This is a genomic window from Polaromonas sp. P1_F6 (assembly GCF_056405695.1).
The window spans coordinates 268,908-290,741 of record NZ_JBFUBQ010000004.1 but is presented as its reverse complement, the minus strand read 5'-3'; the positions used below and the strand labels follow the sequence as shown (position 1 = coordinate 290,741).

Sequence of the window (21,834 nt, the reverse complement as noted above, 5' to 3'; positions counted from 1 at the left end):
GGCCGTCCCTTGAAGTCAGCGAAAGAAGTTGTGCAGCGCAGTGGCCGTCGCCACGGGCTGTTCTTCGGGGATGAAGTGGCCCGCCGGTACGGCATGGCCCGAGACCTCGCCGCTGCATTGCGCCTCCCACAGCGCCAGCGGGTCGAACATCCGGTGCACCACACCGCGTTCGCCCCACAGGAGCAGCAAATCGCAGGCCACCGTCAGGTGCTGCGCGCGGCTTTCGCGGTCGTGGTCCAGGTCAATCCCGGCGCTTGCCCGGTAGTCTTCGCAGGCCGCATGCAGCGCTTCGGCGTTGCAAAAGCAGCGTTCATATTCGGCCAGGGCCTGAGGTTCGATGTAATTGAGCCCCGCGCTGCCCCAGCCGCCGAGCTTGGCGTGCAGGTAGGCTTTGGCGGTTTCGGGATGGTTGGCGCCCATCATGATTTCGGGCAGCGGCGCCGGCTGCAACATATGGAACCAGTGGTAATAGGCACGCGCAAACGCCATGTAGGGCTCCGTCATGCTGCGGCCTTCGTACATGTCCAGTGTGGGGGCGATGTCGATGATGCAGAGTTTTTGCACGCGTGCCGCATAGTCCAGCGCCAGCCGGTGCGCCACACGCCCGCCGCGGTCGTGGCCGCAGAGGTAAAAGCGGTCCACACCCAGGGCATCCATCACCCCGACCATGTCGTGCGCCATGTTGCGTTTGCTGTAGTTGCTGTGGTCGGGCAGGCCTGCGGTTTTGGAAGAGTCTCCGTAACCCCGCAGGTCGGGCATGACCAGGAAATAGTGTTTTGCCAGGCGCTGCGCCACGCGGTGCCACATCACATGCGACTGCGGAAAACCATGCAGCAGCAACAGGGCCGGGCGCAGCGGATCGCCCGGCACGACCCGGGAAAACCGCGCGTTGATGGACGCGCCGTTGACCTCAAAGCTGCGTGATTCAAAACCGTCAAACCAGGACATGAAAACTCCCGTTCAAATCAACTCTTGCGCGGGCCTAGTGTCGCGTCACCAGGTATTTTTGCAGATTCGCCGCCGCCTGTGCCCGCACCTTGTTGCGCAGGAAAGGCGTCCAGCCCAGCAGCAGGCCGGGCGCGCCCAGCGCCTGCCGCGACCAGGTCCAGAAATCAAAGTGATCACGGTGCCGCGTGATCAGGCCCTGTTCATTGAATTCAAACGCGCCGTCAATGCTGTTGTGCACCATGCGCCCAGTGGCGCTGAAGCGGTAATAGGCGTCCCAGTGTGATTTTCCCGTGCTCGCGCCGGCTTCCAGCCCGCTGTAGGTGAGTTTCCAGACATCCATGCCCTTGGCTTTTGTGGCGTCGCACAGCATGTGCCACATGCCGGTGACCTCGCGGTGCCCCCGCAGTGAAAACGCCGCGTCGTCGAAAGCGGCGTCCGGGGCGTAGCAGGTCGCCATGGTGTCGGAATCCAGCCGTGTAAAAGCGCTGTAAAACTTCTCGAGGGTGGCCTGGTTGGGGTGCATGGTGTCTCCTGGGTGGTTGTTTTCGGGTGGCCTCGTGGCTTCGCGACTCTATAGCGCTTTGGTAGGGGCCGGCGTCGCTCACGCGTCAGCCGGCTTCGCGCAGCAATTGCAGCAGCCGCTGCAGCGCATGCTGCACCGTGGCGCTGCGCACCGCGGCACGGTCGCCGTCAAAGCGCCGGACTTCAGACACCAGCCAGCCGGGCAGCGCAAAACCAAACCATACCGTACCGACAGGCTTGGCGGCACTCCCCCCTGTCGGGCCGGCCACTCCAGTGACGGCCACCGACACTTGCGCACGGGAGTGGCCCAGGGCGCCGGAGGCCATCGCACGGGCCACTTCTTCGCTGACAGCGCCATGCACGGCAATCAGCGCAGCATCTACACCCAGCAGTTCGTTTTTCGCTTCGTTGGAATAGGTGACAAAGCCGCGCTCGAACCAGGTGCTGGAGCCCGCCAGGTCGGTGCACACCGCCGAAATCATGCCGCCGGTGCAGCTTTCGGCCGTCGCAAGCATCCAGCCCTTTTTGAGCAATAAATCGGCCACCAAGCCAATAGAATCATGCGCCAGTAGCTCCTCTTTTGATAGCAATTCATTGCTCACCAGAATCTCCAGAAGGCGATCACCAGCAGGGCGCAGAACGCCGCCACGAAGTCGTCAAACAAAATCCCGAAGCCGCCGCGCCAGCCAAAGCCCTTGAAAACCTGGTCCGCCCATGCTACCGGGCCGGGCTTCACGGCGTCAAAAAAGCGGAACAGCAAAAATGCAGCAAGTTGTGCTTCGAAGCCCGCCGGCATGACCAGCCACAACACCAGCCAGAAGGCCACCACTTCGTCCCAGACGATGTTGCCGGGGTCGAGCACGTTCATGGCCTTCGCGGTGACGGTGCAGGCCCACCAGCCAATCAGCGTAGAGGCGGCAATCAGCCAGCCCATGTCGACCGGCGACAGCCATTGCTGCAGCACCAGAAAAGCCAGCCAGGCCCAGAGTGTGCCGGCCGTGCCGGGCGCCACCGGGCTCAGGCCCGAGCCGAAACCGAGGGCGATGAAATGCGCAGGGTGCGACAGCAGGAACCGGGCGTTGGGCCGGAACCGCGGTGGGCTGAGGGTTTCTGATGGGGGAGTGAGTTCGGACATGGGGATCATGAGGCTGGGGCCGCGCTGGTTTTCTCCAGCCACTCGGCCCAATGGTCGATACAGGCCTTGATTTTGGGCAGGCGGTGGCGGTTGGTAAGCGTCACGGCGTAAATCGGGCTGGGCTGGTCGTCGACAAAGTCCGCAAGCACCGGGACGAGCAAACCCTGGCGCACCAGCGGTTCGGCGACCAGTGTGGCGCAGCGTGAAATGCCCAGCCCCTGCAGCGTCAGCGTGGCGGTCATGCCGGTATTGTCGGATCGCCAGGATGCCTTGGGCACGATCACGCTGGGTTTCCCGTCAATCACGAAGGGCCAGTGGTTGAGCATGGGCACGCCGCTGTTGGTGATCAGCCGGTGGCTGTGCAGCTCATCGGGGTGCCGGGGTGTTCCGTAGGCCTGAAGATAGCCCGGCGCGGCATACAGCCGCCGGCCCAACGCACCGATTTGCCGTGCAACGACCGTGTCGGTCACCGGTGTACCGGTGCGAATCGCGATGTCGATGCCATCGCGCGCCATGTCCACCAGGCGGTCTTCCACCTGGAGGTCTACGCACAGCTTCGGGTAGCGCTGGTGAAGGCTGTCAAAACTGGGCGCCAGCAGGTACTGGGCGACCACCGTGCTGGCCGCCACACGCACCCAGCCGGTGGCCTGCCGCGACTGGCTGGCAAATTCGCCTTCCAGCTCGTCGAGCGTTCCCACGATGCGGCGGCAGTACTGCAGAAAGGTTTCGCCCTCGGCGGTGGGCGCCAGCCCGTGCGTGGAGCGATGGATAAGGCGCGTACCGCAGGCTTTTTCGATGCGGCTCAGGCTGCGCGAAACCTGGCTGACCGGCACGTCGCGTTCGCGGGCCACAGCCGAGAGGGTGCCCAGCTCGGCCACGCGGGCAAAGAGGAGCATGTCGTCGAAGCCAAGGTTGCGCATGGGTCAATGGTAACCAGTACAAGGCCTGCGGGCGGCTTTGCAGCCAGCGCAAGACCCATTTGCGGACCATGCCGTTTCCGGCGGGCCGTGCTTTTCCTACAGTGCTTTCACCCCCCGCAAACCCCGGGGACAGAAAAGGAAAACATCATGAACCGCACCCTTTCGCTTGACGAGCACAATCGCCTGATCGATCTGGCCGGGCAGCGAGCCAGGCAACTACGCCGCGAGGCCGTGGAGAATTTCGGCAATGGGGCCGCCCCGGCCGCCCTGCGGGCCGCAACCCGGTTTGTACAGAGTCTGGCGCGCCATGCCCGGCTGCGCAAACACACCGAGACCTGAACACGCGGGTGCACCCGCCTGTCACAGCCGCTTCACAGAAAGGCGTCAAAGTCCACCGCTTCAATACGGAGGATAAGCATGTCGGTTTTGACAAAGATGAATGGATTGACCCTGGCGGCGGCTTGCGCGTTGTGCCTGGCTTCAGGTGCCGGGCGCGCGCAGACACAGGCGGCCCCGGCGGTGGAGGCGGTTCTTGCCGGCCATGCAGCCCTGAGTGCCACCACGGCCGTGGCAGCGCCTCGCGATGCAGGTCCTTTTTTCGCCACGGCCGGGAAATTTGCCAATGCAAAACGTCAGCGCAATGAGCGGCTGGGCAGCGAAAGCGCCAACACTTTTGTGGGCGACCCCAAATACCCGCGTGCTTCCGGCGGCACCCTGCCCATGAAGGGGCAGTCGGTGCAGGGGTTTTCGGGTATTGTGTCCCTGGGCAAAGGCGACTTCCTGGCGCTGACCGACAACGGCTTTGGCAACAAGGTCAATTCGCAGGACGCGCTGCTGATGGTGCACCGGTTGTCGGTGGACTGGGCCAAAGGCCAGGTCCGGCGGCGCAGCACCGTCTTCCTGAGCGATCCCGACAAGCGCGTGCCTTTTCACATCCAGAACGAAAACACGCAGCGCCGTTATCTCACCGGCATCGATTTCGATCCCGAGTCCATCCAGGTGGTGGGCAACGAATGGTGGATCGGCGACGAGTATGGTCCCTACCTCTTGCGCACGGACTTTCAGGGCCGCGTGCTGGGCGTGACCGAGACGGTCATCAACGGCAAGCTGCTGGCATCGCCCGATCACTACATGCAGGGCCGTTTGCCCAACCTGCCGGGCGAGGCCCTGTTTGAGGTGCGCCGTTCCAACGGGTTTGAAGCCATGGCCCGATCGCCCGACGGCAGCAAGCTGTACCCGATGTTTGAAGGCCCGCTGTTCGATACCGCCGCCAAAAGCGTGGAAAAGGCAGGCGACAAAACCTATGTACGCATCAATGAGGTGGATGCAGCCTCGCGCAGTTTCACCGGCAAGCAGTGGAAGTACCTGCTGGAAGAAGTGGGCAACGTCGCCGCCGACTTCCAGTTGCTGGACGCCACGACCGGTCTGGTGATTGAACGCGACGACAGCACCGAAGGCCAGTCGCCGGCGTGCCCAGGCGAAGCGCGCACCGACTGCTTCACCCGGCCCGCGCGTTTCAAGCGTGTCTACAAGATCGACCTGGCGGCAAGCGATGCGGACGGCTTTGTGCGCAAGGTGGCCTATGTCGACCTGACCCGCATCGCCAATCCGCAGCGGCTGGCCAGGCTGGGGCCCAATGAAGCGGTGTTTTCATTGCCGCACCTGGGCCCTGAAGGGCTGGCGATTGTTGACGCCACGCACATCGTGCTGGTCAACGACAACAATTTCCCGTATTCGTCAGGCCGTGAAATCGGCAAGCCGGATGCCAATGAGCTGACCTTGCTGGACATTCGCACCCTGGTGGACGCGAAGTAAAGGCGCAGACGCTTTCTTCCGACGCTTCTTACTTCCGGGCAAAGTGATCAAACGAGGAAAACTGCTGCGAAACAGCTTTTCCCTGTGCGTCGATCAGGCGAAGGCCCGGCTGGGAGTCGATTTGCCCGATGCGGGTGACGGGCGTTGCGGCAAGCCGTGAAGCTGCCCGCACGGCCTCACGCGCGGAGGGCGGCGCGGTGAAGGCGAGCTCATAGTCATCCCCGCCGGCCAGTACGCATTCCAACTGCTTTTCATGGGGAATTGTGCCTTCAGGCCAATCAGGATGAGCGCAAGCAGCTATCAAATTGATAGTGGCCGAGCTGTCGATGGTGGCACCGGCGCCGGACGCCTTGAGGATGTGCTGCAAGTCACCCAGCAGGCCGTCGCTCACGTCGATGGCGGCAGAAGCAACACCCCGCAGGGCCAGGCCGAGGGCGACGCGCGGCGTGGGTTGTTCGAGCCGCTGGCGGGTCTGTGCAAGGACGCCTGGAGGCAGGGCCAGGGCGCCGCGCAGCGCCTCCAGGGCAAGCCGGGCGTCACCCAGCGTGCCGCTGATATAGATGTCGTCGCCGGGCTTTGCGCCGGAACGCAGCAATGCCTGGCTCTTGCCGCCGACCACAGGCACTTCGCCAAACACCGTGATGCAGATGTTGAGCGGACCCTGGGTGGTGTCGCCGCCCACCAGTTCACAGCCGTGCGCGTCGGCCAGCGCCAGCAGGCCCTGCGAAAACGCGGCCAGCCAGGCCTCGTCGATACGGGGCAAGGCCAGGGCCAGTGTGAATGCCAGGGGCTGGGCGCCGCAGGCGGCCAGGTCGCTAAGGTTGACGGCCAGCGCCTTGTGGCCCAGCGTAAAAGGATCCACATCCGCAAAGAAATGCCGGCCCTCGACCAGCATGTCGCTGGAGATGGCCAGCTGTGTGCCGGGCGCGGGCTGCAGCAATGCGCAGTCGTCACCGACACCCAGGACGGCCCGGCCGGTGGGGCGCGTGAAATAGCGTGCGATCAGGTCAAATTCACCCATATGCCGAGCATACAAGGGTATCCGGCAAAGCCGGATCAGGGATGTTGTTGGTGCGTGACGCCACCGCGGAAACGGTCGGCCGCCTGGCGTATGACTTCGGCCAGCAGGTGTTCCTCGCCTTGCTTTTCGCGCAGCCAGCGGGCGTCATTGTCGGCGCGCTCCACGCTGTTGCGCAGCAGGTGCAGCGACGCACCGGCACCCATGCCGGTGGCATGGCGTTCAATCTGTGCCATGGTCAGCAGGATGTGCTCGCGCAGCGGCATGTGCCCGCCCGTGGCCGGGTCGACATAGACTGCGTCCAGCCCGAAGCGGCAGGCCTGGAAGCGGTTGTAGGTGTAGACCAGGTAATCGTCTTCGACCGGCATGAAGGGCTGTTCGTGCATGAACCAGGAGGCCAGTGACTGCACAAAGCCGGCCAGCGCGGTGGCACGCTCCACGGTCAGCGGGGTGTCGAACACGCGGATCTCGATGGTGCCGAACTCCGGCTTGGGCCGGATGTCCCAGTAAAAATCCTTCATGCTCTTGACCACGCCGGTGCGCGTCATCTTGTCGAAGTAGACGGTGAAGTCGTCCCACGTCAACGCGAACGGTGCACGTCCCGACAGCGGAAAGGCAAACACGGAGTTGAGCCGCGCCGAATCAAACGCTGTGTCTTGCCCCTGCACATAAGGCGAAGACGCCGACAGGGCAATGAAGTGCGGGATATAGCGCGACATGCGGTGCAGCGTCAGCAAGGCACTGTCGGCGTCGGGGCAGCCCACGTGCACGTGCTGGCCGAAGATCGTGAACTGCTTGGAAAGGTAGCCGTACAGCTCCGACAGTTCGCGAAAGCGCGGTTTGTCGTAAATGCGGCGCTCGTGCCATTGCTGGAACGGATGCGTGCCGCCGCCCACCACCGCAATGTTGAGCTTGTCGGCGCTCTTGACGAGCGCGTCGCGAATCTGCGAAAGCTGGCCCAGCACCTCCGAGGCGTTATGGCACACGCCGGTCGAGATCTCGATCATGCTGGACGTCATCTCCGGCACCACGGCGCCGGGTAGCGGAATTTTGGCCATCAGGCGCAGCATGTCTTCGGCATACGGCGCGAGGTCGTAGTCGTGGGTATTGACGAGCTGCAGTTCAAGCTCGACACCCAGCGAGAGGGCTGCGGACTTCTGGAAAGGTTCAAGACTCATGAACAGGTCCTGTTGAAGGGCTGCGTGTGAGCGGCGCCCAGGGTTTGGAGCTTTCGCCTGAGCGGTAGATGGCCACGGTGGCGAGCACGGCACCCAGCACTTCCATCAGCAAGATCGCAGGCAGGGCCACGCTGGCAATCTGGCGCCCGGTCGCGCCTGAGGCCGCTGCAAACTGTGAGACCAGCAGCAGCGCCACCGATGACATCGGCGACATCGCGCAGCCGACCCAGAGGGCCTGCTTCCAGCTGGCGCCGCTGCCCACGTTGCCGATGGCGACACCGGCAATCTTGGCAACCATGCGGGCCACGACCATGCCGATGACGAGCCCGGCAACAGGCCCGCTCCAGTCTGCTTGCGCGGCGACGACGGAGACCAGCACAAACATCAGCATGGTCAGCATCGACGAGGCCGTGCCCATCTGCCGCGGCCATGACCAGGGGCGCGGGTTCAGTTGCTTGAGCAGCATGCCGCCCAGCAGGGCCGCCAGCGGCGCCGAGCCGCCGAAGTGGGCTGCAAGCGCCGCACCTGTGGCGATCAGTGCCAGCAGCAGGATGGCGGTGTTTTCGCTGGTGGGGCTCATCACCCGCAAGGCGATGCGCAATGTGAGGGCGAGCACAGCGCCGACCACGACAGACAGGCCCAGCACCACCAGCACTGCATAGAGCGGGCTTGACAGCGCGGCTTCGCCCCGCGGCATCAGGCCGGCGCGGGCGCTGCACAGTGTGAGGGCATACAGGGTGCCCAGCGTTGACAGCACCAGGGCGCGCTCCGTCACCGGCCCGGCGGCGCCTGTGTCGATCGCCACGCGCGAGAGAACGGCCGGTGAAGCGGCCATGGCCAGCAGCGCGAGCGACTCCGCAACGATCTCGCGCACACCCAGCTTGCTCAGGGCCCAGTGGACAAAAACATAGGTGAGGGCAGATTCAGCCAGGCTTTGCACCAGCACCATGGGGTTGTGGCGAAACCAGCGCAGCGGAATGCGCCCGCCCGCTTCAAACAGCACCACGGCAACGCCCAGCTCCAGCAGGAAAAGCCCGGTGCCCTGCAATGGCCACACGGCGCCGGTAAAACCGGCCAGGCCGGCCAGGCCGCCGACGAGTGAATAGCCGATGACCTTGGGCAGGCCGGTGTAGCGGTTGGCGAGGTGGCCGGCGGCGGCGGCTACCGCCAGCAGGATGGACCATTGCACGGTCGGCAAACCTGCCGACGGCTTGATCCACTCAGCCCATATGGCCAGGATTTCGTTCATACGGGGTTGTCTCCACTGTCGTCAGGACTTCTTCTACAAGCATGCCTGTGTCTGCGGCATGTTGCGCGTTGAGTGGCCAGCCTTGGCGGCGTGAAGCCCGATGGTGTTCTTGAAAAGAAACGTTGCATTAATTTACAGGCGCCTCGCGGCGGGGGCTGTAGGACAAGACCTGAACATGAAGCACACCCCTATCGGGCTCACCGCGTGTAGCCCTTTTCCCCTTGCAGGGGACGGCGCCTGCGGCCCGGCAAAGCCGGTTCCGCGGCCCCTGCTTGCTTGAAGAATTCAGTGGGCACTACCAGAGGTGCCGCGGGACTGGCTTTGCCAGACCGCAGGCGCCGCCCCCTCGAGGGGGGAGCAGGCTACACGCAGTGAGCCTGGACGGGGGTGCTGCTTGTTTAGGGCATGAAGAAGCTGCGCGGGTGGCTGCGCAGGCGTGCCCAGATGGCGATGCGTATGCGGGCCCGGTCCAGGTTGCTCACGTTGTGCGCCTGCAGGGCCAGGCGAAACGCCAGGTAAAAACTCACGCCGAGGTTGAGCGCGCCTATCAGGGGAATGGCAAGAATGCAGGACCAGATTTGCCAGTGCCGGAATGCTTCGAGCCCGAGAGAGGCGCCGGCCGCCGCCAGTTGTCCGGTTGACAGGGTGACGTGGCGGGCCTGGAGTTCAAGCCCGAAGAAACCGGTAAAGGCCGGTATGAGGCCGAGCATGAAACCCAGTGCGATGTTGGACGCGAAACCCGAAATGTTGTCGCGCATGAAGCCGGACCAGCGCGCAGCGCGCTCGCCCCCCAGCACGGAAGTGATGCGCGGGTTGTGGCGCATCGCCGAGTCAAGATGATGCAGTACAAACCAGTTCTCGGTCCAGCCCCCGATCATGCTGGCTGCGAACAGGATGCCGCCGGTGAACCCGGCCCATAGCAGGGCGGGGCCCATCACGGTGAGGGTTTCCAGCACGTGGTGCGCGTCGGCGACGCTGATCATGGGCCGGCCCAGAACGACCTGGATCAGCGTGTTGACGAGCAGCACGGCCGGAACGACCATGAATACATTGCCGCACACCGCCGCAACTTGCGAACGCACCAGGTGCGTCACCTCGTCGACAAACGCTTCAATGGGGCCGGTCGTATCGACCGAACCGATGTCCTTGAGCTTGGCCGCCATCGCCGGTGCGGTCATGGCAGGCTGCTTGGTGGCCAATGTGAAATGCAGCAGCTGGATGACAACAAAGCTGCCGGCATAGACGACGCTGGACCAGAAGCCGCCCCAGAAGGCAGAAAGACCAACTGCCACGACCATGAATTTCAGGAGCGTGGTGAAAGCGGTGATCGCTCCGCCGCCCATGGCCTTGCCCAGCATTTCGCGGTATTCCTCGCGGGTACGGGTGATGTAGGTTTCCCCGGTCTCTGCGCTGCGCTCAGCCATCTTGGCCGACAGCAGCGTGGAGTTGGCGCTGATCAGCGCGCCTATGCTTTTACTCTCCTGCGCCGTGATGACGCGGCGCGTCAGTAGTTTCAGCGCAGCCATGCCGGGTTTGGCCGAAAGCAGAGCGTCCAGCAGTTCGCGCACGCGCAGGATGCGTTCGCGCAACTGGCGCAGGCGAAACACCATGCCGACGGAGATACCGTGGTCTTCAAGATGCACGTAAATGCTGTTGACGGCCTGGCGGCAGGCGTCCAGTCGCTCACGGTACTGTGCGATGGCGGATTGCAGTTGGGCTTCGTTCCGGTCAGGCTTGAAGAACGCGTTGCGCAGCTCGTCGATATCAGCGGGCAAGGCATGGAAGGCCCGGGCGTGTGGCGTGGCGCGGTTCATGCGCAGACGCAGCTCCGGCGCAAAACCGGTGGCGCGAATCTGCGCGGTGCAATACGTCAGGGCGTCCATCAGGCTGTATTGCCAGTGCAGTGCATCCAGCTTTGGGCTGGCCGACAACAGCTGCGTGAGGCGGCTGATCTGGGCGTCTTCCAGTGCGCCCATCCACTGGGCATCGAAACGTGTGGGGGCGACCAGTGGGAAAAGCTCCGAAGCATCGGTGGTTTCGGGCGTTCCGGGTAGCAGCTTGCGACGCAGGCGTTCGGCCAGCTCGCTGACAAACGCCGTGCGCGGAGCAAAGCCGAAGTCGGCCAGCAAGGTGGTGATGTCAACGGTCTGCATCAGCGTTTGCCACCAGGCTTGCAGCCGTGTGCGCACTTCGGGTTGCATCTCCACGGCGTCCATCAACGCCTGTACTCGTGACACGGCCGCAGGCACGGAAGTCTGGTCGCCGCGAATCCACTCGAAAAGCTTGATCAGCCAGACGTGGCGCTGGGCCAGGTCGGCGTCGGGGTCGAGCGCCTTCAGGAGGGAAGCAAGATCCTTCATCAGCCGGTCAAACCCATCCGTTCAGTGCAGCACCCGGCCGTGCGGGGCGCTGCCGTTGTGTGCTTCCAGAACGAACATGGCAATGGGTACGTCAAAACGTTCGCCATCTTCGGCCACACAAAAATAGCTGCCGTGCATGGTGCCGGTGGGCGTGCGCAGGCGCGATCCGCTGGTGTACTGGAAGGACTCACCCGGCTTGAGCAGCGGCTGGTGACCCACAACGCCAAGCCCTTTGACTTCCTCGTTGTGACCGTTGGCGTCGCTGATGATCCAGTGGCGGGAAATCAGCTGGGCGGTCACGTCGCCGGTGTTGGTTACTGTGACGGTATAGGAAAACCCGTAGATGTGGTCTTCCGGGGCCGACTGGTCAGGCTGGTATTGCGGAACGACTTCGCAGGAGAACTGGTATTTGGGCATGGCAGGTAAACGGTTGGCGTCCATGTTAACCGCCTGCCCGGGAGGCTGCCATGCGTGCGGGCATGACGCGGCGGCGGCTTGCTGCGACAATCCGGCCATGCCTAAAAACACGCCACCCACTTACCGGATCGCTCCCTCCATTTTGTCTGCCGACTTTGCCCGGCTGGGTGACGAGATCAAAGCCGTGATTGCTGCAGGAGCCGACTGGATCCACTTCGACGTCATGGACAATCACTATGTGCCCAACCTCACCTTTGGGCCGATGATTTGCCAGGCCCTCAAGCCTCATGCAAAAAAAGCTGATGGCACTGCCGTGCCGGTGGATGTCCACCTGATGGTGCAGCCCGTCGATGCACTGGCTGCAGCCTTTGCCGATGCAGGTGCCGACTTCATCAGTTTTCACCCCGAGGCGTCGGGCCACGTGCACCGCAGCGTGCAGGCCATCAAGGCAAAAGGCTGCAAAGCGGGGCTGGTGTTCAACCCGGCTTCTCCGCTGGATGTGCTGGACTGGGTGATTGAGGATATTGATCTCATCCTGATCATGAGCGTCAATCCGGGCTTTGGCGGACAAAGCTTTATTGACTCCGCGCTGCGCAAAATAGAAGATGCGAGAAAACGCATTGATGCTTCGGGAAAAGACATTCGCCTGGAAGTCGACGGGGGCATCAAGACCGACAATATCGCGCGCGTGGCATCGGCCGGTGCCGATACCTTTGTCGCGGGCAGTGCGATTTTCGGGAAACCCGACTACAGGGCGGTGATTGACGCCATGCGGGTGGAGCTGGTGAAATAAGGCAGACTGCAACGATGCAGACCCCTGTCTCCCATATCTCTCTGCCCGAAAACCGGTAGGGCCGCAACTGGCCCGGCATTCATGGAAGAGCCGCATCATGACTGAACCTGTGAAGCCGCCGGTTAGCGAGACGCCCTCCGCGCGGAGGGCGCGCATCCTGGTGGTGGACGATACCGAGGACATACGTTATTTTCTCGCGACGCTGCTGCAGGACCGGTATGAGGTGATTGCCGCTGCGTCGGGCGAGGAGGGCCTGCAGGCGGCAACTTCAGGTGTGCGCCCCGAGATCATCCTGCTGGATGTGATGATGCCCGGCATGGACGGCTACGAGGTGATGCGGCAACTGGCGGGCGATCCGCGCACGGCTGATATCCCGGTGATCTTCCTGACGGCGCTTGCCAGTGTGGAGGAGGAGCAATATGGGCTGGACCTGGGGGCCACCGACTACATCACCAAGCCCGTCAGCCCGCCCATCCTGTTGGCGCGCGTCAGGATGCATCTTGAACGCAGCGCCAATGCCAAGCGCCTGAAGACCCTGTCAGAACAACTGTCGCGTTACCTGGCACCGCAGGTCTACCAGTCCCTCTTTGACGGGTCGCGCCAGGCTGAAATCGAGACGCAGCGCAAATGGCTCACGGTGTTTTTTTCGGACATCAAGAACTTCACCGAATCGACCGGTAAATGGCAACCGGAAGAAGTCACGTTCCTGCTGAACAGCTATTTTGAAGAGATGTCGCAAATCGCGGCCGACTATGGCGCCACGCTGGACAAATTCATCGGCGATGCCATCGTGATTTTTTTCGGGGACCCGCACACCCTTGGCCGGCAGCAGGATGCCGTGCAGTGCGTCCGGATGGCGGTGGCCATGCTGGTGCGGCTTGATGAGCTTCAGGTGCGGTGGAAAACGATGGGTATCGACAAGGCTTTTGAAATACGCATCGGCATTCATTCCGGGTTTTGCGATGTCGGAAATTTCGGCAGCAAGCTGCGTATGGACTACACCATTATTGGCCGGGAGGTGAACCTTGCCGCGCGGCTTGAGCAGGCCGCAGAGCCCGGCCAGATGCTGATCTCCCGCGAAACCCATGCACTGGTCCAGGCGGAAATCCAGGCCGAAGCACGGCCTGCCGTCACGGCCAAGGGATTTGCGGAGCCCATTCCGGTCTATGCCGTGCTGAAACCGGCGCGCTTGCCGCAGGCTGTTGCGACAGCGACCCCGCCAACGTTGCAGCCGCCGCCGCGGGATACCGTCAAAACGCCGGGTACGGGAATTCCCATGGCGGATGCCGCAGACGCCACGTTGCCTGAGAGCATTGCCGGCCTGGATCTCAGCGTCGGCCTGACCCGCGCAATGGGCATGAAGGGGTTTTATCTGTCGATGCTGCGCCGCTACCTCGACGGCCGCCGGGATACTCCCCGGCACATTCGCGAAGCGCTGGATGCGGGCGACCTGAAGAATGCCGAACTGCTCAGCCATTCCCTGCGGGGCGTTTCGGCCCAGATCGGAGCCATTCGCGTGCCGGCGGATGCGGCCGCGCTTGAGCAGGCCATCAATGAGGGCCTGCCGCGCCAAAGTCTGGACGATTTACTGGGGAAACTGGAGTCATCCCTGGGCGAGCTGATTGCTGCGCTGCAGTCAGGGTTACCACCGACGGATCCGGCCGCCGCAGGCTCTTAGCGAGGCGATCCATGAGGGGCCGGACCTGCAGGTGTATCGTTTCCTTACATCGCAAGCCACTAGAATCAGAATGCATTCAGGCTCATGCCACGACTGTTACCCGTTACCCGCGAAAGGACATCCACAGTGCATCCAAACAACATTTATGCGGTTACACCCAAAGGTCAACAGGAACTGCGCAGTGCCGCCACGTCGATTTCGCAGCCTGAGATTGAATTGCTGGTGCGCCTTGATGGCATCCTGACGGTCGCGCAGATCCGGCAGAGCATGGGTGAAGCAGGCAGTGCCACAGTAGACGGCACGCTCGATCTGCTCTATGCCAAGGGGCTCGTGGAAATGGTTCAGCCCGATCCGTTTGCGGCCTCACTGCAACTCCACCTCAGCCCGTTGGCCCTGACAGCGGCGGACGCGGAAGCCGACTCCTGTGCGGCCACGCTCAAGAAGTCCAACTATTACGTGCGTATTGCGCGCAAACGCGGAGCACCCCGTGCCCACGCAGCTGGCGAACGCCTGTCAGTTGTTATCGTGGACGACGAGGAGCACCTCGCCAAATTTCTGCAAAGTTATCTGACGTTCGAGGGGTTCGACGTTCGCACGGCCGGTTCCCGTGCCGAGATCGTGGCGGAATTTCGCAAGCAGCCGATTCCCGATCTGGTGCTTCTGGACGTGATGCTTCCGGATGCGGACGGCTTCGACATCCTGCTGCGGATTCGCTCCCATCCCGTGCTCAAGGACGTTCCGGTCATCATGCTGACCGCCAAGGCAACGCGGGAGTCCGTGCTGAAGGGCCTGGCGGGTGGTGCCGACGGGTATGTCACCAAGCCTGTAGAGACGGAATCACTGATTCAGGCCGTCCGCACCGTGCTGGGCACCCAATAGCACGCCTTTGCGGCGAACAGGCCTGAAGAAGCTCCAAGCGCCATGAAAATGCCCTTTCGCTCAAGCATCAACGTGGCCCTGTGTGCCGGAATGGTCCTGATCGCCCTGAGTATTGCGGCATCCTATGTCACCATCAATTCGCTGATTAGCGATGCGCAGAGTGAAAGTGAAGCGCGGGAAAAGGCGCTCGTTCTCCAGCGCGTGGTTTCAGGATTCAAGGCGACGGAATCCCTGCAGCGGCGTTATTTGCTGACCAATGCCCCCAGCGACCTGGCTGACTACCGGCAGTCCCTTGCACAGATCCAGCAGGCGCTCGAAAGCATGCGGCCCAGCCAGGATGTTGTCACCTCCGCTGCAGATTGGCTTGCACTGAAAGATGCGATCACGCGAACGGTCGGCTTGATGGAACAGACTGTTACGGCACGCCAGCAATCCGGTCTGGAAGCCGCTATTGCCGTCGTGGGTGGCCCCTTGAACCGCCAGCTCCACGATGAAATCGAAATCCTGGTTGGCCGTATCAAGGGGGGTGAAGAGTCAGCCCTTGAACGCACCAAGGCCGAAACCCGCCAGACTGCTCAAACCGTCAAGCAGCTGATTTTGATGGGCGGACTGCTGTCGCTCAGCATATTTGGCTGGGCGATCCAGAGGATTCTCCGGACGCAGGAAAAGCGCCGCCGTGCTGAGGCGCAGCTTTTGGACAGCGAAGCCATGAGCCGGGCCGTGACCGAGAGCATGGCCGAAGGGCTGGTCACGGCAACGGGCGAAGGCCTGATCGTCCACGCGAACAGCGCAGCACGTCATCTTTTTGGTTACCGGCTCGAAGATCTGGTTGGCCAGGAGGTCACCATGCTGCTGCCGACGCGGTACCGCATGGGGTTTAGTGCCTTTTTCTCCGGGCTGGGCGGCCGCCAGCGCGGCTTCCGGGAGTGGGACGTCAAGATCCTGGGCCAGCGCCACGACGGGACCGAATTCCCCGTCAATGTGTCCTTTGGCGATGTCAATGTGAGCGGAAAGCGGCTTTTCACGGCCATCATTCACGACATCTCCGAGAGCGTGCGCATTACCGAGGCTCTTCGCAACAGCGAGGAACAATTGCGCCAGCTGACCGATACCGTTCCGGCCCTGATTGCCTATATCGACGGAGGGCAGCGCTTTCAATTCCACAACCGCGCCTACGAAGAAGCGTTTGGTTTGAAAGCCGAACAAATCGAGAACCGGCCGATGCAGGAAGTGCTGGGGGCCGAACTGTATGACCAGGTCAGGGTGCATGTACGCGAAGCACTTTCCGGTTACTCGGTGCGTCATGAGTTCGAGTATGTGACAGCCGGCGGTGACCGCCGCGAATACGTCATGAACTACTTTCCCCGATATGGGGAAGGTGATGAGCAGGACATGGTCATCGGGTTTTCCTCGCTTGGGACGGACGTCACCGAGCTCAAGCGTATCGACCGCATGAAAACCGAATTTGTTTCAACCGTCAGCCATGAGCTGCGCACGCCGCTGACGTCAATACGCGGGTCATTGGGACTGGTATGGGGCGGTGTGGCCGGCGAAATTCCGGAAAAAGCCAAAAACCTCGTAGGCATTGCCCAAAGCAATTGCGAGCGGCTGATCCGGCTGATCAATGACATTCTCGACAGCGAGAAAATCGAATCAGGGAAGATGCGTTTCGAGCTGCAGGCGCAGGAGCTTGAGCCATTGCTGGAGCGGGCCCTGGCAGATAACGAGGGCTTTGCCGCTCAGCACGGCGTCAAACTGGCCCTGCATAGGGCCGAAAATTCCCTGCAGGTCTGCGTTGACAGCGACCGGTTGATCCAGGTGGTGACCAACCTGTTGTCCAATGCCATCAAGTTTTCTCCTCCGGAGGGGACGGTCGATGTGACTGTGCGCAAGCGTGGCCGTCGCGCCCGGGTGGAGATCTCCGATAAGGGCCCCGGGATTCCCGACGAATTCCGGCAGCGCATCTTCCAGAAGTTCTCGCAGGCCGACTCCTCCGACACCCGCCAGAAAGGCGGGACCGGACTTGGCCTGAGCATTTCCAAAGCCATTCTTGAGCGCATGGAGGGCAACATCGGTTTCACGACCGAGAGCAATGCGGGAACGACGTTTTACTTTGATTTGCCCGAATGGCGCGAAGCACCCCCTGTCACCGCACCGGTGGGGCTGTATGCACGTCCCCGCGTGCTGGTGTGCGAGGACGACCCGGATGTCGCCAAGCTTATCGGCATGATCATGGACAAGGGCGGGTACGACGCGGACATGGCGCATACCGCGGATCAGGCACGCGACTACCTCAAGATGGAGACGTATGCCGCCATGACGATGGATATCAAGCTGCCTTATGAAAACGGCCTCACCGTTGTTCGTGAGCTGCGCGCCAACAAGCGCACCGCCACGCTACCGGTGCTGGTCTTGTCGGTTATCGCTGCAGAGGCCCGGCAGCATGCCGAAAACCAGTCGCTCGGCGTCTCGGAGTGGCTTGAAAAGCCGCTGGATGAGCAGCGCTTGCTGAAGTGCATCAAGCGCGCCATCAAAAGCCGCTCCAACGGGAAACGCGGGGGCGTTCTTTGATGGCACCGGCGCTGTGCCGTCTGGACCGCGATCTGGAATGAAGAAATAAGTATCTCCAAATCGAGGCTTTGAGCGGGTAATGCAGATTTTGCGAGATGAGGTTCCGCCGGCGTTGTTGGAGTCCTCACCCCTCAGTATCCGGCCCGGCAGAAATTCGTCATTTGTCACCGGGCTTGGCCATGTGGGATAGATCATCTCCAGTCTGTCCACCAAAGCCCCGCTTCGCAAGTTGCATCAGCAGCCGCCGGCCCTTGGCATCCGTCGTCCGCCACGCAATGCGGGCGAGTTCGATAAAAGCGTTTTCTGCAGGATTGATTGCGTCTCCGCCGTGATCCGTATCCATCCAGCCTTTTGGCTTTCCGGACTTGCTCTCGATCTGCGCGGCCGCTGCATCGCCGATGTTCCGCGCGGTGCCCTTTGCGTCACCCTTGAACTGGCTCAGTCCCCCGGCGCTGAGGCCGAGCTGTCTGGCGATACGGCCCAGCATGCCGACAGGTGATTCGCCGGCGGCCAACTCCTTCTCACTGAACTCCCGAATGATGATCAGCAGGTTGTTGCGCCGGTTTCTATTGACGTTCTCGGAGTCCATGTGACGTGGTTGCAACAATCCAGATTATTTTGCATCGACCCGTTGACGACGGTGTAAAAAGATTTTACATTACCTTTCATCGCTACTTTGACATCAACCCTTTCCACGCACTCATCATGAAACCGATAGCCGCCAACGCAAGAAACAACACCCCCGTCTGGGGCGGTGCTGCCGTGCGTCGCCGTGACGTTCATCTGGGCCAATGCCGTGGGCTGAGTTCTTTTGCGTTGTCCATTTTGCGGACCGCCATGCCCAAGCAGAACCACGAGGATTCCACACAACCGGGAGAAGGAGACGCCTGAGCGTACCTTCTAAATCTCTGACACCCAGAGGCCCGGTATCCGCAAGGAACCGGGCCTTTTTGTTTTTCCCTGACGGTGATCGTGCCGTCGATGCGCTTCAAGCGCGGGAGTCTTTAAAAATTTGCAGCGGGACAGCAGCCAAACACTGGATGGCAGCGAGTCCCGCAAAAATTGCGGACATAGCTCAGTAGGTAGAGCGTGAGCCTTCCAAGCTCAATGTCGTCGGTTCGAAGCCGTCTGTCCGCTCCATTTCGGGTGTGCCTGTTTCACGTCACCTGCGCGAGACCGAGGAGACGGTCTGGTGGCGTGTGTGCTGGCAGCCGGGGTTCATGGCCCCGGATATGCAGTGCAGTGGGAGACCCTCGGTCGGTGTCATGCCGTCCGCCTACATGCAGGTACAGCCGAAATGGATTCAGTTTTTTCGCCCGCGCAGCTCAGTCGATGGAGCGGTAAGGCAGCCGCCTTGTAAGCGGCGGGTCGGCCGTTCAAATCGCGACCGTGGGCGCCAGGGTATTTGTCACGTTCGTCTAGCTGGCTCAGGACACAAGGTTTTCATCCTTGTAGACAGGGGTTCGAATCCCCTACGTGACGCCAACTCCAGCGCTGGCAGCCAGGTAATTGGCTGGCAGCTGTTCAGTAAAGAAGCGCAGTGCTTGCAAGAGCGTAGTGCGGAAACCGGCCTCAAAGATAGGGTGGCACCGGAACTCGTAACCGGGAATTTTTGGGAAGATTGGCCGAGAGGTTCAAGGCACTCGCTTGCTAAGCGAGAGCCCATGAAAGTGGGCTCATGGGTTCGAATCCCTTATCTTCCGCCATCTCTTTGATGGGCCGTTCGCCAAGCTGGTCCAAGGCATCGGGTTTTGATCCCGACATTTCGGTGGTTCGAATCCATCACGGCCTGCCATTTTTTTCGGGTTGCATAGCTCAGTGGTAGAGCAGCGGGCTCATAACCCGCCGGTCGTTGGCTCGGTCCCAACTGCAACCACCACCTGCATCACCCAAGCCATTTGCGTGCATGGCTCAGCGGGACTCAGAGCGCGACCCTCCGGAGGTCGAGGCCGGCAGTTCGAGTCTGCCTGCGTGCACCAGCAATAACCCAATAGATTTTTCTCGCGTTAGCTCAGTCCGGAATCAGAGCATCTGCCTACGAAGCAGAGGGTCGGAAGTTCAAATCTTTCACGCGAGGCCATTCAGTTTTCATTCAGCTCGATTCAATCCGTGTGTGGCGCAGTTGGTAGCGCGCGTGCTTTGGGAGCATGAGGTCGCAGGTTCGAGACCTGCTACACGGACCATCTTCATTCCGGTCTTCTTCATTCTTTTGGTCTGTTAGCTCAGCTGGTAGAGCACTTCCCTGTCCAGGATGTGGTCACGGGTTCGATTCCCGTACAGGCCGCCACCATTCATGCCGTGCTACCTCGGTCAATGGATCGATAACCCCATGCGCCGGTTCGAATCCGGGCTGGACACCAGATAAATGCTCAAGTGGCGGAATCGGAAGACGCGCCTGCTTCAAAACCAGGTCTTTTGGGAGTTCGAGTCTCCCCTTGAGTACCAGAACAGTTTTAGCCCCGGTGGTGGAATGGGAAGACACACTGGCTTTAGAAGCCAGCGCTTTCGGGCATGCCGGTTCGATGCCGGCCTGGGGCACCATTTTTTTTTAGATTTTTCGAAGGGTCGAAGGTGCGGGCATCAAAACCGTCCTGCGGCTCCGGACTCACGTTTCCTACGGGTGCGTAGCTCAACCAGGCAGAGCAGCGGCCTCCAAAGCCGAAGGTTAGAAGTTCGATTCTTCTCGCGCCCGCCAGCGATTTCCGGCGGTGTACCCCAGTGGTCGAAGGGAGCGGATTGCAAATCCGCCTGCGTCAGCACGCGTCAGTTCGAATCTGACCACCGCCTCCATCTCATTACTTTCAGCGCCTGTAGCTCAGCCAGGAAAGAGCGCTGGGCTTCTACCCCGGTTTGTCGGCCGTTCGAATCGGCCCAGGCGCGCCACATTCCCCGTTCAACCAACCTCAAGGAGATTTGCCATGACAACAAGAATCACAGCGGCCTCCCGGAGGGTGGCCAAACCCCGCGGTCGCATTGTTCGTGCCTTGCTGCGCAGCATCGTCGCCGCCGGCAGCGCGCGGCATCGTCACGTCTTGCCGAAGCGCGGAGATGCACAAGATGACCGCGACCTCGATCAGCGCGTCCGCGAATGCGGCGAGTGGTGAGCACGCCTGGTTCCCTCTCCCCGTTAGTCCACGATAGCTCAGCTGGTAGAGCGCGCGACTGTTAATCGCGTCGTCCCTGGTTCGACCCCAGGTCGTGGAGCCAATTTTTTCTTCATAGCCGCATAGCTCAGTGGTAGAGCAGTGCCTTGATAAGGCACAGGTCGCTGGTTCGATGCCAGCTGCGGCTACCAATTTTCTTTTTTCTGGTGCAAGTGGCGCAGTTGGCAGCGCAGCGGGATGTGACCCCGCGGGTCACCGGTTCGAGTCCGGTCTTGCACCCCACCCCCCTGCGGGCATAGCTCAGAGGAAGAGCAACCGGCTTTTAACCGGTAGGTCGAGATTTCGAAATTCTCTGTCCGCACCATTCGTCATTCAGCTCTTCGGTTTTTTCGGCTCTTTAGCTCAGCAGGTAGAGCAGCGCCCTTACAAGGCGATGGTCGGGGGTTCGATCCTCTCAAGAGCTACCAAATTCATTCTTTCACCTTACAGGAGGCCACGATGCATCACGTTCTGCAGCTCGACGTCCAGGGGACGCCCCAGGCCTGGATCACGGCTGAAGATGCGGCGTTGCACTATGCCACCGGTACTGTGGCGTGGGAGGAGGGCGACAGCCCCCTCGTCACGCTTCGCGGTGGGTGGAATGTGGCGCGTGGCCGGCAATCGCTGATGGTCATCCAGCCCATCATCGCCCTGCGCGGTTCGCCGCGGCGCAACCTGTTTGAGGTCACGCCGGCCGTATCGAAACCCAAGCTGTTGCGACGGGACCGCTGCACCTGTGCTTATTGCGCTCAGGTCTTCCTCGAAAAAGATCTCGAGGCCGAGCACATCATCCCCGACAGCAAGGGTGGAGCCTACAGCTGGACCAACCTGGTCAGCGCATGCCGTTCGTGCAATGCCCGAAAAGGCGCCCGCACCCCCGAGCAGGCTGGAATGCCGCTGGTCTACCTGCCTTACGTTCCGTCGCTGTGGGAAGACTTCCTGCTGCGCGGCCGCAATGTACGGGCCGATGTCCATGAGTGGCTGGCCGCCCGGCTGCCCAAGGGATCCAGGCTGAATTGAGTTCAGCAGCCGAAGCGGCGCGTCGCGAAAGTGGTGCGCCGCTTTTTTATTGCCGATAGTCCCCTGGATCATCGGCATGCCGTCCAGCATGCCTGTGCGCGGCCCACTGCCGCCGCCATATGGCAGGATCGGCCCGGAGTCACGGCGGCAGAAGGCAACAGGCTATCTGCCTTTAAGATCAACCCGAT

Annotated in this window: 20 protein-coding genes and 20 tRNA genes; 29 read left to right on the top strand and 11 right to left on the bottom strand. The window is 61.7% G+C overall.

Annotation, left to right across the window (positions count from 1 at the left end; translation table 11 throughout):
• Positions 1–15 precede the first annotated feature (15 nt).
• The 5 genes from AC1DY9_RS14750 to AC1DY9_RS14730 form a co-directional block, all read right to left on the bottom strand.
• Complete coding sequence (locus AC1DY9_RS14750; RefSeq protein WP_457282313.1) at positions 16–948, bottom strand: alpha/beta hydrolase; 933 nt, start codon at positions 946–948, stop codon at positions 16–18.
• A 34-nt stretch (positions 949–982) separates the two neighbouring features.
• Positions 983–1,471, bottom strand: a complete 489-nt coding sequence (locus tag AC1DY9_RS14745; protein ID WP_457282312.1) for a nuclear transport factor 2 family protein — start codon at positions 1,469–1,471, stop codon at positions 983–985.
• Between the two features lie 85 nt (positions 1,472–1,556).
• Complete coding sequence (locus AC1DY9_RS14740; protein ID WP_477666898.1) at positions 1,557–2,072, bottom strand: CinA family protein; 516 nt, start codon at positions 2,070–2,072, stop codon at positions 1,557–1,559.
• On the bottom strand, positions 2,069–2,605 hold the full coding sequence (locus tag AC1DY9_RS14735) for a phosphatidylglycerophosphatase A family protein (protein ID WP_477666897.1): 537 nt from the start codon (positions 2,603–2,605) through the stop codon (positions 2,069–2,071). Before AC1DY9_RS14735 ends, AC1DY9_RS14740 begins: the two co-directional genes overlap by 4 nt.
• A 5-nt stretch (positions 2,606–2,610) precedes the next feature.
• Positions 2,611–3,525: a LysR family transcriptional regulator gene (locus AC1DY9_RS14730; protein WP_457282309.1), complete on the bottom strand. Its 915-nt coding sequence runs from the start codon at positions 3,523–3,525 to the stop codon at positions 2,611–2,613.
• A gap of 147 nt (positions 3,526–3,672) precedes the next feature.
• Between AC1DY9_RS14730 and AC1DY9_RS14725 the strand changes: the two genes are divergently transcribed.
• Together AC1DY9_RS14725 and AC1DY9_RS14720 are read left to right on the top strand one after the other, a co-directional pair.
• Complete coding sequence (locus tag AC1DY9_RS14725) at positions 3,673–3,864, top strand: hypothetical protein (protein ID WP_457282308.1); 192 nt, start codon at positions 3,673–3,675, stop codon at positions 3,862–3,864.
• 78 nt (positions 3,865–3,942) lie between these two features.
• Entirely contained in the window at positions 3,943–5,340 is a 1,398-nt protein-coding gene (locus AC1DY9_RS14720; protein WP_457282307.1) for an esterase-like activity of phytase family protein, read from the top strand.
• Between the two features lie 28 nt (positions 5,341–5,368).
• On the opposite strand, the gene thiL is transcribed toward AC1DY9_RS14720, so the two are convergent.
• The 5 genes from thiL to apaG all read right to left on the bottom strand — a co-directional run bounded on the left by thiL (position 5,369) and on the right by apaG (position 11,562).
• Entirely contained in the window at positions 5,369–6,361 is a 993-nt protein-coding gene (thiL, locus tag AC1DY9_RS14715; protein WP_457282306.1) for a thiamine-phosphate kinase, read from the bottom strand.
• Between the two features lie 35 nt (positions 6,362–6,396).
• Positions 6,397–7,536, bottom strand: a complete 1,140-nt coding sequence (locus tag AC1DY9_RS14710) for a YbdK family carboxylate-amine ligase (protein WP_457282305.1) — start codon at positions 7,534–7,536, stop codon at positions 6,397–6,399.
• Positions 7,526–8,785, bottom strand: a complete 1,260-nt coding sequence (locus tag AC1DY9_RS14705; RefSeq protein WP_457282304.1) for a cation:proton antiporter — start codon at positions 8,783–8,785, stop codon at positions 7,526–7,528. Before AC1DY9_RS14705 ends, AC1DY9_RS14710 begins: the two co-directional genes overlap by 11 nt.
• Positions 8,786–9,183: 398 nt before the next feature.
• A complete protein-coding gene (locus AC1DY9_RS14700; protein WP_457282303.1) occupies positions 9,184–11,145 on the bottom strand; it encodes a site-specific recombinase in 1,962 nt (653 codons plus the stop codon).
• 21 nt (positions 11,146–11,166) lie between these two features.
• A complete protein-coding gene (apaG, locus tag AC1DY9_RS14695) occupies positions 11,167–11,562 on the bottom strand; it encodes a Co2+/Mg2+ efflux protein ApaG (protein ID WP_457282449.1) in 396 nt (131 codons plus the stop codon).
• Between the two features lie 97 nt (positions 11,563–11,659).
• Here apaG and rpe point away from each other — a divergent pair, with 97 nt between their 5' ends.
• The 4 genes from rpe (at position 11,660) to AC1DY9_RS14675 (ending at position 17,483) form a co-directional block, all read left to right on the top strand.
• On the top strand, positions 11,660–12,355 hold the full coding sequence (gene rpe / locus AC1DY9_RS14690) for a ribulose-phosphate 3-epimerase (RefSeq protein WP_457282302.1): 696 nt from the start codon (positions 11,660–11,662) through the stop codon (positions 12,353–12,355).
• 97 nt (positions 12,356–12,452) lie between these two features.
• Positions 12,453–14,033, top strand: a complete 1,581-nt coding sequence (locus AC1DY9_RS14685; RefSeq protein WP_457282301.1) for an adenylate/guanylate cyclase domain-containing protein — start codon at positions 12,453–12,455, stop codon at positions 14,031–14,033.
• Positions 14,034–14,159: 126 nt separating this feature from the next.
• A complete protein-coding gene (locus tag AC1DY9_RS14680; RefSeq protein ID WP_457282300.1) occupies positions 14,160–14,912 on the top strand; it encodes a response regulator in 753 nt (250 codons plus the stop codon).
• 42 nt (positions 14,913–14,954) lie between these two features.
• Positions 14,955–17,483: a PAS domain S-box protein gene (locus AC1DY9_RS14675; protein WP_477666896.1), complete on the top strand. Its 2,529-nt coding sequence runs from the start codon at positions 14,955–14,957 to the stop codon at positions 17,481–17,483.
• A 157-nt stretch (positions 17,484–17,640) separates the two neighbouring features.
• Here the strand turns inward: AC1DY9_RS14675 and AC1DY9_RS14670 are convergent, their stop codons facing one another.
• Positions 17,641–18,072 (bottom strand): hypothetical protein, encoded by a 432-nt coding sequence (locus tag AC1DY9_RS14670; protein ID WP_457282298.1) that lies wholly within the window; start codon positions 18,070–18,072, stop codon positions 17,641–17,643.
• A gap of 5 nt (positions 18,073–18,077) precedes the next feature.
• Here AC1DY9_RS14670 and AC1DY9_RS14665 point away from each other — a divergent pair, with 5 nt between their 5' ends.
• The 23 genes from AC1DY9_RS14665 (at position 18,078) to AC1DY9_RS14555 (ending at position 21,646) form a co-directional block, all read left to right on the top strand.
• Positions 18,078–18,374 (top strand): hypothetical protein, encoded by a 297-nt coding sequence (locus AC1DY9_RS14665; protein ID WP_457306609.1) that lies wholly within the window; start codon positions 18,078–18,080, stop codon positions 18,372–18,374.
• Between the two features lie 173 nt (positions 18,375–18,547).
• Positions 18,548–18,623: transfer RNA gene (locus AC1DY9_RS14660), tRNA-Gly, on the top strand.
• Between the two features lie 174 nt (positions 18,624–18,797).
• A tRNA-Thr gene (locus AC1DY9_RS14655) sits at positions 18,798–18,882 on the top strand.
• 8 nt (positions 18,883–18,890) lie between these two features.
• Positions 18,891–18,968, top strand: a tRNA-Glu gene (locus tag AC1DY9_RS14650).
• Between the two features lie 130 nt (positions 18,969–19,098).
• A tRNA-Ser gene (locus tag AC1DY9_RS14645) sits at positions 19,099–19,189 on the top strand.
• Between the two features lie 10 nt (positions 19,190–19,199).
• Positions 19,200–19,278, top strand: a tRNA-Gln gene (locus tag AC1DY9_RS14640).
• Between the two features lie 9 nt (positions 19,279–19,287).
• Positions 19,288–19,362, top strand: a tRNA-Ile gene (locus AC1DY9_RS14635).
• Positions 19,363–19,383: 21 nt separating this feature from the next.
• Positions 19,384–19,462 (top strand) — tRNA-Arg (locus tag AC1DY9_RS14630).
• Positions 19,463–19,483: 21 nt separating this feature from the next.
• Positions 19,484–19,563 (top strand) — tRNA-Arg (locus AC1DY9_RS14625).
• Positions 19,564–19,590: 27 nt separating this feature from the next.
• Positions 19,591–19,666, top strand: a tRNA-Pro gene (locus tag AC1DY9_RS14620).
• Positions 19,667–19,694: 28 nt separating this feature from the next.
• A tRNA-Asp gene (locus AC1DY9_RS14615) sits at positions 19,695–19,770 on the top strand.
• An 80-nt stretch (positions 19,771–19,850) separates the two neighbouring features.
• A tRNA-Leu gene (locus tag AC1DY9_RS14610) sits at positions 19,851–19,928 on the top strand.
• A gap of 11 nt (positions 19,929–19,939) precedes the next feature.
• A tRNA-Leu gene (locus tag AC1DY9_RS14605) sits at positions 19,940–20,024 on the top strand.
• A gap of 77 nt (positions 20,025–20,101) precedes the next feature.
• Positions 20,102–20,178, top strand: a tRNA-Trp gene (locus AC1DY9_RS14600).
• 9 nt (positions 20,179–20,187) lie between these two features.
• Positions 20,188–20,273: transfer RNA gene (locus tag AC1DY9_RS14595), tRNA-Cys, on the top strand.
• A 14-nt stretch (positions 20,274–20,287) separates the two neighbouring features.
• Positions 20,288–20,366: transfer RNA gene (locus AC1DY9_RS14590), tRNA-Arg, on the top strand.
• 35 nt (positions 20,367–20,401) lie between these two features.
• Positions 20,402–20,587 carry a hypothetical protein gene (locus AC1DY9_RS14585; protein WP_457282297.1) on the top strand — a complete coding sequence of 62 codons (186 nt, stop codon included), beginning with the start codon at positions 20,402–20,404 and terminating at the stop codon, positions 20,585–20,587.
• 27 nt (positions 20,588–20,614) lie between these two features.
• Positions 20,615–20,690: transfer RNA gene (locus AC1DY9_RS14580), tRNA-Asn, on the top strand.
• Positions 20,691–20,703: 13 nt separating this feature from the next.
• Positions 20,704–20,778, top strand: a tRNA-Ile gene (locus AC1DY9_RS14575).
• Between the two features lie 15 nt (positions 20,779–20,793).
• Positions 20,794–20,869: transfer RNA gene (locus AC1DY9_RS14570), tRNA-His, on the top strand.
• A 7-nt stretch (positions 20,870–20,876) separates the two neighbouring features.
• Positions 20,877–20,951: transfer RNA gene (locus AC1DY9_RS14565), tRNA-Lys, on the top strand.
• A 27-nt stretch (positions 20,952–20,978) separates the two neighbouring features.
• Positions 20,979–21,054 (top strand) — tRNA-Val (locus AC1DY9_RS14560).
• Between the two features lie 31 nt (positions 21,055–21,085).
• Positions 21,086–21,646: an HNH endonuclease gene (locus tag AC1DY9_RS14555; RefSeq protein WP_477666895.1), complete on the top strand. Its 561-nt coding sequence runs from the start codon at positions 21,086–21,088 to the stop codon at positions 21,644–21,646.
• The last annotated feature ends 188 nt before the right edge of the window (positions 21,647–21,834 follow it).